Here is a 14,230-nt window from a genome sequence, read left to right as displayed (position 1 = left end):
TTTCCCCGTCTGGTGACGACCGACGGTGAGGTGCGGGGGACTCCTCGTGGTGGTCTCTGACCGGTGCGGGAGAACGCCTCCGGGACCGCCCCGTGGCCTGCCACACTCGGCCGCGATCACGGGCCGCCCGCACGGGGATGGACGGCCCCCGCGCGGGAGGGGACCCATGAGCCAGACACCGACGAGCACCGACCAGCACGGGCCCACCGTCGAGACCGGCGTGGCGACCGGTGTGGGGAGCGGCGTGGGGACCGGCGTGGGGACCGGGTCGGGCCCGGTCGGTCTCGGCGTCCTCCCGCGTCCCCGCAGCGCCGAGGCGGCCCGCGCCCTGCGCGCGGCCCGCGCCGGGGTGCGGTGGCTGCAGGAGTCGGGGATCCAGAGCGCCGGCGGCGGTTACCACTCCTGGTTCGACCGCGACAGCCGCCGCTACCCCTTCGAGTACGCCGAGGTCACCGGCTACCAGGTCACCCTCGCCGCCTGGCTGGCCGCGCGGGGCGACCTCGCGCTGCGGGAGGTCGCCCTCGGCGACGCCGAGCGCGCCGTGCAGTGGCTCAGCACCGCCGTCCAGCCCGTCCCCGGCGCCTTCCGCTGCCTGGCCCCCTCCGCCGACGGCGAGGAGGCCGCCGGCCGCTTCGCCGGCAAGGCCGCGCGGCTCTACACCTTCGACGCCGGGATCATCCTGCAGGGCCTGGTCGCCCACCACGTCGCCACCGGCAGCCAGGACGCGTTGCGGACCGCCCGCGACACCGGTGACGGGCTCCTGCGGCACGTCGACGCCGACGGCGTCGTGCAGCCCTGGCCGTCCACCCCCGAGGCCGGTCGCTGGCAGGACGCCGCCGGTGACTGGTCCACCCGCCCCGGCGTGCACCACGCCAAGATCGGCATCGGCCTGGCCGCGCTGGGCGACGTGACCGGCGAGCAGCGGTACACGCGCGCCGCCGTGGCCGTCTGCGAGGACGCCCTCACCCGCCAGCTCCCCTCCGGGCGCTTCGTCACCCACCCCGCGGCCGGCACCACGAACATCCACCCGCACTGCTACGCCGCCGAGGCGCTGTGGGCCGTCGGCACCGCCACCGGCCGGGGCGACCTCCTCGAGGCCTCCGAACGGGCCACCCTCTGGGCCCTGGCCGCCACCGACGGCGACGGCCTGCCCCCGCGGCGCTACGGCGACGCCCCCGACGGGCACGTCAGCGTCGTGCGCCACCCCCGCCTCGACGGCGTCGCGCAGGTGCTGCGGCTGGCCGCGCTGCACTCGGCCCACGCCGGCCACGCGGCCCGGCGCCTGGTGACGACCCTGCTCGCCCACCAGGTCGACGCCCCCGGGGAGCCCCGCGCCCACGGCGGGTTCGCCTTCGGAGCCGGCACGGACGGCACCCCGCTGCCGCACGCCAACGTCTGGGTCACCGCCTTCGCCGTGCAGGCCCTCGTCCTCGCCGCCGGGGAGCGCCGCGGAGCCGCGGTCCTCGACTGGCGCCACCTGGTCTGAGGGGGCGAGCGTCGTGGCCCGCGTCCTGCTGCTCATGACCCGGCCGCTGGCGGGGGCCGGCGGCCGGGGACTGGTGCTGCGCACCATCGTCGACTCCCTGGCCGCCGCCGGCCACGACGTCGTCTGCGCCGTCGTCGGCGGTCCCGACCCGGCGGTCCCGGTGGACCGTTCCGTGGCCACCCACCGGCTGCCCGACGTCCGCTGGTGGGAGGTCGCCGGACCCGGCGCCCGCCGCCGTGGCCTGCGCTCGTGGAACGAACGGCTCTACTGGTCCCCGCGCGTGGCCCGGGTCGTGCGCGAGCTGGTCACCGCCGAGGGCATCGACGCCGTCGTCGCCGACGGGGTGCGCCTCGCGCCCCACGCGCAGGACTCTGGCCGGCCCTGGTTCGTCGACCTCGACGACCTGCTCTCGGACCGCTACGAGCTGTGGCGCTCGCGGGCCCTGGACCTGCACCAGCTCCTGGGGCACCGGCGACCCGCCTGGGCGCCGGCCGCCGGGGTGCTGCGTCGCGTCCCCGTCGCCCGCGTCCTGGCCACCGAGGCGCGCCGGCTGCGCGTCCGCGAGGACGACCTGGCCCGCACCGCCGACGGCACCTCCCTCGTGTCCCCGACCGAGGCCGCCCGGCTCGCCGCACGCTGCGGCGCGCCGGTGCGGGCGCTGCCGATGGCGGTCACGGCCGCGGTCCGCCGCGACTGGACGGCGGGGGCGGGCCTGGACCGCCGCCTGGCCTTCCCCGGCGCCCTGACGGCCTACGCCAACGAGGAGGCCGTCCGCTGGTGGATCGAGGAGCTGGAACCGGCCCTGCGCGCCCACGGCCTGCACGGCTGGCAGCTCCACGTCTTCGGTGCCGTCCCCGACGCGGTGAAGGCCCGGGTGCAGGCCCCCTCGGTCGTCCTGCGCGGCAGCTTCGACCGCGAGCGGCTGCACGACGAGCTCGTCCAGCACTCCTTCCTGCTCGCCCCGCAGCGCGAGGCCCTCGGCCTGACCGTCAAGGTCGTCGAGGCCGCCGTCCTGGGACTGGTGCCCCTGACCACGCCGCAGGGCGCCTCGGGCCTGGACGTGGAGCACGGCCGGCAGGTGCTGCTGTTCAGCGACGGGCACGAACTCGCCCGCGTCCTGGCCACCCTGGAGGGGTGGGCCGCCGACGGCGGGGCCCGCACCGCCGAACTGGCGGACCGGGCCCACGCCTGGGCCCGGGACGGCTTCGCCCCCGAGGTCCTCACCCGGCGCTGGGCGGCGGTGGTGGACGACCTCGTGCCCGAGGGTCGGACGGCGCGGACGGCGCGGACGGCGCGGACGGCGCCGGCGGGACCCGCCGGGAACCACGGGGAGGGGAGCCGACGGTGAGCGCACCGAGCGTGGCCGCAGGCGGCCCGGGTCTTCCCCGTGGGGAGGACCCCGTCGTCGTCATCGGCGCCGGCCCGGCCGGACTGGCCGCCGCCGAACACCTCCTCGACGCGGGGCGGCGGGTCGTCGTCGTCGACGGGGCCCCCGTCGTCGGCGGGCTCAGCCGCTCGGTCGAGCGCTGGGGCCACCGCCTCGACCTCGGCCCGCACAGCTTCCTGTCCTCCTCCCACCCGGAGTCGGTGGCCCGCTGGCTCGACCTGGCCGGCGCCGCGGGCGGCGTCGAACGCACCGAGGCCGTCCGCGCCGCCGTGTGGCGCGGCCGCGTCGTCGGGTTCCCGCCCCGCCCCCTCGACGTCCTGCGCACGGCCGGGCCCGTGACCACGGCCCGCTTCGCCCTGGACCGCCTGCGGCCCCGCCGGCCCGCACCCGGCACGACCGGTGGCTCCGCGTACGACGCGCTCGTCGCCCGGCACGGTCTCGCGGTCGTGGCCGACCTGTTCGTCCCCTACTGCCGCAAGTACCTCGGCGTGCACCCCCGGGACCTGTCCCCGGCGTTCGCCCACAAGCTGCAGGGCACGCGCCGGGGGTGGACCGGACCCGTCGACCTGCTCACCCCGCGCGCGGGTACCGGTGCCGTCTGGGACGAGCTGGCCCGCCGGTTGCGCGCCCGCGGGGCCCGCGTCCTCCTCGGCACCCCCGTCGTCGGCCTGACCGTCGCGGGCGAGCGCGTCACGGGTGTCCGCTGCGGGCGGGCCGGGGCGACCGGCCCGGAGCAGGAGCAGACCCTGGCCGCCTCCGCCGTCGTCTCCAGCGCCCCCGCCGCCGTCCTGCGCCGCTGGCTGCCGGGGACCGGGACGAGCACCCCCACCCCGGCGGCCGCCCCCGCGTTCACGGCGCGCGACACCTACCTCGTGCACCTGCGGCTCGCCGCCGGGCCCGGGGGAGGTGTGGGGCAGAACGCCCACTACGTCACCGCCTACGACCCGCAGGTGCGCACCGGGCGGCTGAGCAACACGCGTTCCTGGCGGCCGGAGACCTTCGGCCGGGCCCCCGACACCGTCCTGTGCGCGGAGTTCTGGAGCTCGGGCCAGGACGACCTGTCGGCGCGCACCGACGACCAGCTCGCCGCGCTCGCGGTCTCCGAGCTCCCGGTGTTCGGGGTCGACCCGCGGGTGCGGGTCCTGGACCACGACGTCCTGCGGCTGCCCCGCAGCGTGCCGGTGCTGACGCGCGGGGTGGAGGCCGCGCGCGCCGGGCTCGACGCCGCCCTGGACCGCTGGACCAACCTGACCCGGGTCGGCCGCCACGGGACGCACGACTGGGACGGGCAGGAGGACGCGCTGCTCACCGGCCGCAGCACCGGTGCGCACGTCCTGCGGGGGGCCTGAGCGCCCGCCGCCCGGGCCTCAGGACGGCGCGACGAGCTTGACGATCGACTCCACCACGACGCGGCTGGCCGACCCGTCCCCGTAGGGCGAGGGCAGCGAGCGCAGCGCGGCGGGGTCCTCGGCCAGCGCCGCGCGCACGGCCGCCCCCAGGCGCACCCCGGCGGGCACCAGGGAGGCGAAGGTGCCGAGCACCTCGGGGCGCTCGGTCGAGCGGCGCACCACGACGAGCCGCTTCTTGAGGACCGAGACCTCCTCCTGCACCCCGCCGGAGTCCGAGACGATCAGCCGGGCCCGGTTCGCCAGGGCGAGGAACTCGGCCGGGGGCTGCGGGGGGATTGTCGTGAGGCGGTCGAGGAGGTCGCTGAGCCCGTGGCCGTGCAACCGGGCCAGGGTGCGCGGGTGGGCCGGGAAGACCACCGGCAGCCCCTCGGTGACGAGGCCGGCGACCTCGGTGAGGATCTGCCGCAGCACGTCGGGGTGGTCGGCGTTCTCGGGGCGGTGCACCGTCAGCAGCAGGTACTGCGCGGGCAGTCCCAGCCGGGCGAGCACCGCGTCCTGGGCGCTCTCGTCCGGCAGCAGGTGGTGGACGGACTCCACGACCGTGTTGCCCGTCAGCAGGATGCGTTCGTCGGCGACGCCCTCGGCCCGCAGGTGGGCGACGGCGGTCGGCGTCGGGGCGCAGCACAGGTCGGCGAGGTGGTCGATGACGACGCGGTGGTGCTCCTCGGGCATCCGCCGGTCGAAGCTGCGCAGGCCCGCCTCGACGTGGACGAGCGGCAGCTCGGCGGCGTTGGCCGCCAGCGCCCCCGCCAGGGCCGCGGTGGTGTCGCCCTGCACGACGACGGCGCTGGGGCGGTGCTCGGCGAACGTGGCGTCCAGGGCCGCCACGGCCCCGCCCAGCTGCCGGCCGCGCGGGCCCCCGCCGACGCCCAGCGACAGCGGCGCGGCGGCGAACCCGAGCTGGGCCGTGACGTCGGACCACATCGTCGCGTCGTAGTGCTGGCCGGTGTGGACCACCAGGCCCGCGGCGCCGAGGCGGCGGACCACCTCGGCGAGCTTGATGGCCTCCGGGCGGGTGCCGAGGACGACCGCGACGGGACCGGGAGCACCGTCGCCCACCGGGAAGCCCAGCGGCCGGCGGAGCCGGGGCGGCGTCCCCCGGGACGACCCCGGGCGCAGGGGGGTGCTCGCGGGGGTGCTGGCGGGGGTGCTGGCGGGGGTGATCGTCGGCGTGGCCACAGGCGGACGGTAGGCGCTGGACCCGGTCCGGGGAGCCGTTCGCGACGATCCGACCACGGAGGTCGTGCGCCCGCACACGTGTTGTCGCACAACGTGTCTGCCCACTCGCTCAGCGTCGCGGGTCAGGGGCGGCGGGCCCGTGTCGGAGCCGCGACCTACCCTCGATGCCGTGCCCGACCCTGCCACCTACCGCCCCAAGCCGGGGGAGATCCCGCTCGAACCGGGGGTCTACCGCTTCCGCGACCCGCACGGCCGGGTGATCTACGTCGGGAAGGCCAAGAACCTGCGGGCGCGCCTGTCGAACTACTTCCAGGACCTGTCCGCCCTGCACCCGCGCACCATGACCATGGTCACCACGGCCGCCAGCGTCGAGTGGACCGTCGTGACCACCGAGGTCGAGGCCCTGCAGCTGGAGTACTCCTGGATCAAGGAGTACGACCCGCGCTTCAACGTCAAGTACCGCGACGACAAGTCCTACCCCTACCTGGCCGTCACGATGGGCGAGCAGGTCCCGCGGGTGCAGGTCATGCGCGGGGCCAAGCGCAAGGGCACCCGCTACTTCGGCCCCTACACCCACGCCTGGGCCATCCGCGAGACCGTCGACCTGCTGCTGCGCGTCTTCCCCGTGCGCACCTGCTCCACGGGGGTGTTCAAGCGCGCCGGCCAGGTCGGCCGGCCCTGCCTGCTGGGCTACATCGACAAGTGCTCGGCCCCGTGCGTCGGCAAGATCTCCGAGCAGGACCACAAGGACCTCGCGCAGGACTTCTGCGACTTCATGGCCGGCAACACCGCCAGGTTCGTCCGCCGCGCCGAGCGGGAGATGCAGGCCGCCGCCGCCGAGATGGACTACGAGCGCGCCGCCCGGCTGCGCGACGACCTCGGCGCCCTGACCAAGGCCCTGGAGAAGTCCGCCGTCGTCCTGCCCGACGCCACCGACGCCGACGTCTTCGCCATCGCCGACGACGAGCTCGAGGCCGCCGTGCAGGTCTTCCACGTCCGCGGCGGCCGCGTCCGCGGTCAGCGCGGCTGGATCTCCGAGAAGGTCCAGGACGTCGCCACCCCCGACCTCGTCGAGCAGCTCCTCCTGCAGGTCTACGGCGGGGAGTCCGGCGAGGGCGTCCCCCGCGAGGTCCTCGTCCCCGAACTGCCCGCCACCGTCGAGGCCGACGTGGAGGACTGGCTCAGCGAGCTGCGCGGGTCCCGCGTGGACCTGCGCGTGCCCCAGCGCGGGGACAAGCGCGCCCTCATGGAGACCGTGCACCGCAACGCCACCCAGGCCCTGGCCCTCCACAAGACCCGCCGCGGCGGGGACCTGACCACCCGCAGCCTGGCCCTGCAGGAGCTGCAGGAGGCGCTCGGCCTGGACGAGGCCCCCCTGCGCATCGAGTGCTACGACGTCTCCCACACCCAGGAGACCAACGTCGTGGCCTCCATGGTCGTCTTCGAGGACGGCCTGCCCAAGAAGGGCGACTACCGCCGCTTCGCCGTGCGCGGTGAGGAGGGCGGCCTGGACGACACCCGCGCCATGCGCGAGGTCCTCTCGCGCCGCTTCCGCCGGGCGCGCACCGAGCAGGACGGCGAACCGGGACAGCCGCAGGACGGCCGCATCACCGAGACCGCCGACGGCCTGGAGGTCGAGACCTCCGGCGCGGTCGGCGGGGAGGTGCTGGCCGGCCTGGACCCCGACACCGGCCGCCCCCGCCGGTTCGCCTACACCCCCCACCTCGTCGTCGTCGACGGCGGCCGGCCCCAGGTCGAGGCCGCCGCCCGCGCCCTGGCCGACGTCGGCGTCGTCGACGTCGCCCTGTGCGGCCTGGCCAAGCGCCTGGAGGAGGTCTGGCTGCCGGGGGAGGAGCACCCCGTCGTGCTGCCCCGCACCAGCCAGGGCCTGTTCCTCCTGCAGCGCGTGCGCGACGAGGCCCACCGCTTCGCCATCACCTACCACCGGGCCAAGCGGTCCAAGGCCATGACCACCTCCGCCCTCGACGGCGTCCCCGGGCTCGGCCAGGCCCGCAGGAGCGCGCTGCTGAAGCACTTCGGCTCCGTCAAGAAGCTGCGCGCCGCCACCGAGGACGAGGTCGCCGCCGTCCCCGGCATGGGCGTCAAGACCGCCCGGGCCGTCGTCGCGGCGCTCGCGGGCGCCGCCGCGGCCGAACCGGCCGTGAACACGGCCACGGGTGAGCTCCTGGACTGACCCCCACCACGACCGGGGGAGGAGAGCACGGCAGGTGACCACCCGAACGCGGCGGGTACCCACCTCGTCGCGGCCGACACGCCCGGGGTGACAGGATGAGCGCGTGCAGGAGACGGTGCGGGGCGCAGGCCCGGGGGACGGCGCGGAGGACCGGCAGGCGCGGGACGCCACGGGCACCGCACCCGCCCGCCCCCGGCGGCCGGAGCTGCTGATCATCACCGGGATGTCCGGGGCGGGCCGGTCCACGACCGGCAAGGCCCTGGAGGACCTGGGCTGGTACGTCGTGGACAACCTGCCCCCGCAGATGCTCGAACCGCTCGCCGAGCTGGCCGCCCGCGCCGGGCAGGCGATCCCCCGGCTGGCCGTCGTCGTCGACGTGCGCGGGCGCAGCTTCTTCGCCGAGCTCACCGGCGCCCTCGCCTCCCTCGACACCCGCCACGTCTCCCCGCGGGTGCTGTTCCTCGACGCCACCGACGAGGTCCTCGTCCGCCGCTTCGAGTCCGTCCGCCGCCCCCACCCCCTGCAGGGCGACGACCGCATCGTCGACGGCATCGCCCGCGAACGCGCCCTGACCGGGGAGCTGCGCGCCCGCGCCGACGTCGTCGTCGACTCCAGCTCCTTCAACGTCCACCAGCTCGGCTCGCTGGTCGCCTCCCTGTTCGAGGCCGAGCGCGCCGACGACCTGCGCGTGACCGTCATGAGCTTCGGGTTCAAGTACGGCACCCCCGCCGACGCCGAGCACGTCGCCGACGTCCGGTTCATCCCCAACCCGCACTGGGAACCGGAGCTGCGCCCCCTCACCGGCCAGGACCAGCCCGTGTCCCGGTTCGTCCTGAGCGCCGAGGGCGCCACCCCCTTCCTGGACCGCTACGAGTCCGCGCTGGCCCCCGTCTTCGACGGCTACCGGCGCGAGAACAAGCGCTACGCGACCATCGCGGTGGGCTGCACCGGCGGCAAGCACCGCTCCGTGGCCATGGCCGAGGAGCTGGGCGCCCGCCTGCGCCGCGACGGCGTGCCCGTCCGCGTCCTGCACCGCGACCTGGGCCGGGAGTGAGCCCGCTGCCCGGTGCGGGCCACCCCTCCTCGACGAGCTTCCCCACCGGCCTCGTCCCCACCGTGGCGGCGGCCCCCGCCGCGGCCGCCCACCCCGCGGGGGCCTCCCGCGCCCCCTCCGTCGTCGCCCTCGGCGGCGGCCACGGCCTGGCCGCCTCGCTGTCCGCCCTGCGCCACCTCACCGACCGGCTCACCGCCGTCGTCACCGTCGCCGACGACGGCGGCTCCTCGGGCCGGCTGCGCCGCGAGCTCGGCGGCCTGCCGCCGGGGGACCTGCGGATGGCCCTGTCGGCCCTGTGCGACGACTCCGAGTGGGGCCGCACGTGGCGCGACGTGCTGCAGCACCGCTTCACCAGCGAGGGCTCCCTGCACCAGCACGCCACCGGCAACCTGCTCATCGCGACCCTGTGGGAACTGCTCGGCGACGAGGTCGCCGGCCTGGACTGGGTGGGCCGCCTGCTCGGCGCCCGCGGCCGGGTGCTGCCCATGGCCGCCGTCCCCCTCGACATCGTCGCCGACGTGCTCGGGCTCGTCCCCGGAGCACCCGGGCAGGTCACCGAGGTGCGCGGCCAGGTCGCCGTCGCCTCCACCACCGGCCGGGTCGCCACCGTCCGGCTGCTGCCGCCGGACCCGCCGGTACCCCCCGAGGTCGTGGAGGCCGTCGCCACCGCCGACTGGGTCGTGCTCGGTCCGGGGTCCTGGTTCACCAGCGTCCTGCCGCACCTCATGGTCCCGGCGCTGGCGCACGCGCTGACGCGGACCGCGGCGCGCACCTGCGTCACCCTCAACCTCGCGGCCCAGCCGGGGGAGACCGACGGCTTCAGCGCCGAGGCCCACCTGGAGGTCCTCGCCGCCCACGCCCCGGGCCTGCGGGTGGACACCGTCCTGGCCGACCCGGTCGCCGTCACCGACGAGTCCGCCCTGCGCGCCAGCGCGGCCGCCCTGGGGGCGGACGTGGTGCTGCGCACGGTCTCCGCCGGCGACGGCACCCCCCGGCACGACGCGCTGCGGCTCGCCGCGGCCTACCGTGACGTCTTCGCGGCAGGCACCTGACGGTGCGCCCGAGCGAGCACGGCACGAGCACACGGACACGGACACGGACGCTGGACGAGGAACCCCGGGGAGGACGCGCCATGGCGATGACGGCGGCGGTCAAGGACGAGCTGAGCCGGTTGCCGGTCACGACGACGGCGGCCCGCAAGGCCGAGGTGTCGGTCATGCTGCGCTTCGCCGGGGGTCTGCACATCGTCTCCGGGCGCATCGTCATCGAGGCCGAGCTGGACTCCGCTTCCATCGCCCGGCGGTTGCGGCGCGACATCGCCGACGTCTTCGGCCACCCCAGCGACCTGCTCGTCGTGCAGGCCGGGGGGCTGCGCCGGGCCACCCGCTACGTCCTGCGCGTGGGCCGCGACGGGGAGTCCCTGGCCCGCCAGACCGGCCTGCTCGACGGCCGCGGCCGGCCCGTGCGCGGGCTGCCCTCCCACATCGTCTCCAGCTCCACCCAGATCGCCGAGGCCGCCTGGCGCGGGGCCTTCCTGGCCCGCGGTTCGCTCACCGAACCCGGCCGCTCGGCCGCCCTGGAGGTCACCTGCCCGGGGCCGGAGGCGGCGCTGGCGCTCGTGGGCGCGGCCCGCCGCCTGGAGCTGGCGGCCAAGGCCCGCGAGGTGCGGGGGGTGGACCGGGTCGTGCTGCGCGACGGGGACGCCATCTCGGCGCTGCTGACGCGCCTGGGCGCCCACGACGCGATGATGACGTGGGAGGAGCGGCGGATGCGCCGCGAGGTGCGGGCCACCGCCAACCGCCTCGCCAACTTCGACGACGCCAACCTGCGCCGCTCGGCGCGGGCCGCGGTCGCCGCCGGTGCCCGCGTCGAACGCGCCCTGGAGCTGCTCGGGGAGGACATCCCCGACCACCTGCTGCAGGCCGGCCGGCTGCGCCTGGAGCACAAGCAGGCCAGCCTGGAGGAGCTGGGCCAGCTGGCCGACCCGCCCATGACCAAGGACGCCATCGCCGGGCGGATCCGGCGGCTGCTGGGGATGGCCGACAAGAAGGCCATCGAGCTCGGTGTGCCCGGGACCGAGTCCGGTCTGACCGCGGACATGCTCGACGCCTGAGGCCCCGCGCACCCTCCCCGCACCCCCGCCCACCCACCCCGGGTCCGCGCGGACGTGACGCAGGCCATAGGGTCGTGCCGACGCCGCGGGGCCCGCGGCGGGTGTCCCCCGGCCCTCGGCGGGGGAGTCAGCACCAGTACTGATCACGTACGGGACGCACGAGACGCACCCGGCCCGCCCGGTCACGGGGTGCGTCAAGGGATGGAGAGCGCATGACCACTCGGGTCGGCATCAACGGATTCGGCCGCATCGGCCGCAACTTCTTCCGCGCCGCACTCGCGCAGGGCGCGGACGTCGAGATCGTGGCGGTCAACGACCTCACCGACGCCAAGGCGCTGGCGCACCTGCTCAAGCACGACTCGGTCCTCGGCAAGCTGTCCGAGGACGTCCGCGTCGAGGGCGACTCGATCGTCGTCGGCTCCCGGACCATCAAGGTCCTGGCCGACCGCGACCCCGCCAACCTCGGCTGGGGCGACCTGGGCGTCGACGTCGTCGTGGAGTCCACCGGCTTCTTCACCGACGGCGAGAAGGCCAAGGCCCACCTGGCCGCGGGGGCCAAGAAGGTCGTCGTCTCCGCGCCGGCCACCAACAACGACGTCACCGTCGTCATGGGCGTCAACGACTCCGACTACGACGCCTCGCAGCACTCGATCATCTCGAACGCGTCCTGCACCACGAACTGCCTGGCCCCGCTGGCCAAGGTCCTCGACGACGCCTTCGGCATCGAGCGCGGCCTCATGACCACCGTGCACGCCTACACCGCCGACCAGAACCTGCAGGACGGCCCGCACAAGGACCTGCGCCGCGCCCGCGCCGCCGCCCTGAACATCGTGCCGACCTCGACCGGGGCCGCCAAGGCCATCGGCCTGGTCCTGCCGACGCTGAAGGGCAAGCTCGACGGGTACGCGCTGCGGGTGCCGGTCCCGACCGGCTCGGCCACCGACCTGACGGTCACCCTGGGCCGCGAGGTCACCGCCGAGGAGGTCGACGCCGCGTACAAGGCCGCGGCCGAGGGCCCGCTGAAGGGGTACCTGACGTACTCCGACGAGCCGCTGGTCTCCTCCGACATCGTCACCGACCCGGCCTCGTGCATCTACGACTCGGGCCTGACCAAGGTCAACGGCAACCAGGTCAAGGTCGTCGGCTGGTACGACAACGAGTGGGGCTACTCCAACCGCCTCGTCGACCTCGTCACGCTGGTGGGATCCTCCCTCTGAGCTTCTGACACACTCCGGCCCGGGTGCCCGCGCGACCGCGGGGCCCGGGCCGTCGTCCGTCCGACCCCGGGTGGCAGCGGACCCGGACAGCAGCAGAAGGGAACGTCCGTGAAGACCATCGACGACCTCCAGGCCCAGCTCGGCGGCCTCACCGGCCAGCGGGTCCTCGTCCGCAGCGACCTCAACGTCCCGCTGGACCACTCCGGGGACCGGTCCGTCATCACCGACGACGGGCGCATCCGCGCCTCGGTGCCGACGCTGCGGCGCCTCCTGGAGGCCGGGGCCCGCGTGGTCGTCACGGCCCACCTGGGCCGCCCGAAGGGGGCCCCCGAGGCCAAGTACTCCCTGGCCCCCGTGCACGCGCGCCTCGCCGAGCTGCTGGACGGCGTCGACGTCGCCTTCTGCCCCGAGACCGTGGGGGAGCGGTCCCGCGCCGCCGTGGAGGCGCTGGGCGAGGGCCGGCTGCTGCTGCTGGAGAACATCCGCTTCAACGCCGGGGAGACGAGCAAGGACGAGGCCGAGCGCGGCGCGTTCGCCGACGAGCTCGCCGCCCTGGCCGACGCCTACGTCTCCGACGGCTTCGGCGCGGTGCACCGCAAGCACGCCAGCGTCTACGACGTCGCGCTGCGCCTGCCGCACGCCGCCGGCGGTCTCGTGGCGACCGAGGTCGAGGTCCTGCGCCGCCTGACGAGCGAGCCCGAGCGGCCCTACGCCGTCGTCCTGGGCGGTTCGAAGGTCTCCGACAAGCTCGGGGTCATCGACAACCTCCTCGGCTCCCTGCTGGCCCCCGGCGACCGCCTGCTCGTGGGCGGCGGGATGGTCTTCACCTTCCTGGCCGCGACCGGCCACGAGGTCGGCAAGAGCCTGCTCGAGGCCGACCAGCTCGACCGCGTCCGCGGGTACGTGCAGGCGGCGCAGGACAAGGGCGTCGACCTCGTCCTGCCCACCGACGTGATCGCCGCCACGGCCTTCGCCGCCGACGCCGACCCGCAGGTCGTCCCCGCCGACGCCATCCCCGCCGACCGCCTCGGCCTGGACATCGGCCCCGACTCCGCCGCGGCCTTCGCCGCCGCCCTGGCCGACGCCCGCACCGTGTTCTGGAACGGGCCCATGGGCGTGTTCGAGATGGAGCCCTACGCCGGCGGCACCCGCGCCGTGGCGCAGGCCCTCGTCGAGGCGAAGGCCGCCACCGGCGCGTTCAGCGTCGTCGGCGGCGGCGACTCGGCCGCCGCGGTGCGCACCCTCGGCTTCACCGACGAGCAGTTCGGGCACATCTCCACCGGCGGTGGGGCGAGTCTGGAGTACCTCGAGGGCAAGCGGCTGCCCGGCCTCGACGTCCTCGACTGACCCCCGCGACCCCGCCCACACCCCGCAGGAAGGCGCACCCATGCCCCGCACCCCGCTGATCGCCGGCAACTGGAAGATGGTCCTGGACCACCAGCAGGGCACCCTGCTGGTCCAGAAGCTCGACTGGACCCTCAAGGACGCCCGGCACGACTACTCGGCCGTCGAGGTGGCCGTCCTGCCCTCGCACCCGAGCCTGCGCACCGTGCAGACGCTCATCGAGGGCGACAAGCTGTCCATCCGCCTCGGGGCCCAGGACGTCTCCGCGCACGAGGCGGGCGCCTACACCGGTGAGGTGTCGGCGGCCCAGCTCGCCAAGCTCGGCGTCACGTACGTGGCCGTGGGTCACTCCGAGCGCCGCCAGCACCACGGCGAGGACGACGCGGTCGTGCGGGCCAAGACGGCCCGGGCGCTGGCCGGTGGGCTCGTCCCCATCGTCTGCGTCGGCGAGCCCCTGGAGGTGCGCAAGGCCGAGCAGCACGTCGAGCACACCGTCGGGCAGGTCACCCAGGCCCTGACGGGCCTGAGCGCCGAGCAGGTCGCCGGGCTCGTGCTGGCCTACGAGCCGGTGTGGGCCATCGGCACCGGCGAGGTCGCCACGCCGCAGGACGCCCAGGAGGTGTGCGCCGCGCTGCGCTCGGCCGTGGCCGAGCAGTTCGACCAGGCGAGCGCCGACGCGGTGCGGGTCCTGTACGGCGGCAGCGTCAAGCCCGCCAACATCGCCTCGATCATGCAGCAGCCCGACGTGGACGGGGCCCTGGTCGGCGGGGCCAGCACCGACGCGGGGGACTTCGCCGCGATCGTGCGCTTCCGCGATCACCCGGCCTGACCACCGCCGGTGATGGCC

At 75.9% G+C, this 14,230-nt stretch carries 11 protein-coding genes; 10 read left to right on the top strand and 1 reads right to left on the bottom strand.

The genetic code is table 11. The features are described from left to right. The first annotated feature begins 166 nt into the window (after positions 1-166). Genes AB2L27_RS02360 through AB2L27_RS02350 form a run of 3 tightly spaced genes read left to right on the top strand, consistent with a single transcriptional unit; the run spans position 167 to position 4,222 of the window. On the top strand, positions 167-1,486 hold the full coding sequence (locus AB2L27_RS02360) for a glycoside hydrolase family 127 protein (protein ID WP_370439860.1): 1,320 nt from the start codon (positions 167-169) through the stop codon (positions 1,484-1,486). A gap of 13 nt (positions 1,487-1,499) precedes the next feature. Next, positions 1,500-2,834: a glycosyltransferase gene (locus AB2L27_RS02355; RefSeq protein WP_370439859.1), complete on the top strand. Its 1,335-nt coding sequence runs from the start codon at positions 1,500-1,502 to the stop codon at positions 2,832-2,834. Next, entirely contained in the window at positions 2,831-4,222 is a 1,392-nt protein-coding gene (locus tag AB2L27_RS02350) for an FAD-dependent oxidoreductase (RefSeq protein WP_370439858.1), read from the top strand. Before AB2L27_RS02355 ends, AB2L27_RS02350 begins: the two co-directional genes overlap by 4 nt. A gap of 18 nt (positions 4,223-4,240) precedes the next feature. Here the strand turns inward: AB2L27_RS02350 and wecB are convergent, their stop codons facing one another. Continuing rightward, positions 4,241-5,341, bottom strand: a complete 1,101-nt coding sequence (gene wecB, locus AB2L27_RS02345; protein WP_370439976.1) for a non-hydrolyzing UDP-N-acetylglucosamine 2-epimerase — start codon at positions 5,339-5,341, stop codon at positions 4,241-4,243. A 289-nt stretch (positions 5,342-5,630) separates the two neighbouring features. Between wecB and uvrC the strand changes: the two genes are divergently transcribed. The 7 genes from uvrC (at position 5,631) to tpiA (ending at position 14,212) form a co-directional block, all read left to right on the top strand. Further along, a complete protein-coding gene (gene uvrC / locus AB2L27_RS02340; protein ID WP_370439857.1) occupies positions 5,631-7,655 on the top strand; it encodes an excinuclease ABC subunit UvrC in 2,025 nt (674 codons plus the stop codon). 103 nt (positions 7,656-7,758) lie between these two features. Continuing rightward, the gene (gene rapZ, locus AB2L27_RS02335; RefSeq protein ID WP_370439856.1) at positions 7,759-8,709 is read left to right on the top strand and encodes an RNase adapter RapZ; all 951 of its coding nucleotides are present in this window, start codon (positions 7,759-7,761) and stop codon (positions 8,707-8,709) included. After that, a complete protein-coding gene (locus AB2L27_RS02330) occupies positions 8,706-9,761 on the top strand; it encodes a gluconeogenesis factor YvcK family protein (RefSeq protein WP_370439855.1) in 1,056 nt (351 codons plus the stop codon). The genes rapZ and AB2L27_RS02330 overlap by 4 nt, the downstream gene beginning before the upstream one ends. Positions 9,762-9,841: 80 nt before the next feature. After that, positions 9,842-10,822, top strand: coding sequence for a DNA-binding protein WhiA (gene whiA, locus AB2L27_RS02325; RefSeq protein WP_370439854.1), 981 nt, complete (start codon positions 9,842-9,844; stop codon positions 10,820-10,822). Positions 10,823-11,034: 212 nt separating this feature from the next. Further along, complete coding sequence (gene gap, locus AB2L27_RS02320) at positions 11,035-12,039, top strand: type I glyceraldehyde-3-phosphate dehydrogenase (protein WP_370439853.1); 1,005 nt, start codon at positions 11,035-11,037, stop codon at positions 12,037-12,039. Between the two features lie 108 nt (positions 12,040-12,147). Beyond that, a complete protein-coding gene (locus AB2L27_RS02315) occupies positions 12,148-13,386 on the top strand; it encodes a phosphoglycerate kinase (RefSeq protein WP_370439852.1) in 1,239 nt (412 codons plus the stop codon). Positions 13,387-13,426: 40 nt separating this feature from the next. Beyond that, positions 13,427-14,212, top strand: a complete 786-nt coding sequence (gene tpiA, locus AB2L27_RS02310) for a triose-phosphate isomerase (protein ID WP_370439851.1) — start codon at positions 13,427-13,429, stop codon at positions 14,210-14,212. The last annotated feature ends 18 nt before the right edge of the window (positions 14,213-14,230 follow it).

Origin of the sequence: Kineococcus halophytocola, assembly GCF_041276425.1 — a bacterium.
Lineage (GTDB): Bacteria > Actinomycetota > Actinomycetes > Actinomycetales > Kineococcaceae > Kineococcus > Kineococcus halophytocola.
The sequence above is the reverse complement of the archived record's forward strand: the minus strand, read 5'-3'. Positions and strand labels throughout refer to the sequence as shown.

What these genes read in the sequence shown, in the direction of transcription:
- whiA (WP_370439854.1), top strand. Translation starts at nt 9,842, where the DNA reads ATGGCGATGACGGCGGCGGTCAAGGACGAGCTGAGCCGGTTGCCGGTC.
- tpiA (WP_370439851.1), top strand. Translation starts at nt 13,427, where the DNA reads ATGCCCCGCACCCCGCTGATCGCCGGCAACTGGAAGATGGTCCTGGAC.
- AB2L27_RS02360 (WP_370439860.1), top strand. Translation starts at nt 167, where the DNA reads ATGAGCCAGACACCGACGAGCACCGACCAGCACGGGCCCACCGTCGAG.
- gap (WP_370439853.1), top strand. Translation starts at nt 11,035, where the DNA reads ATGACCACTCGGGTCGGCATCAACGGATTCGGCCGCATCGGCCGCAAC.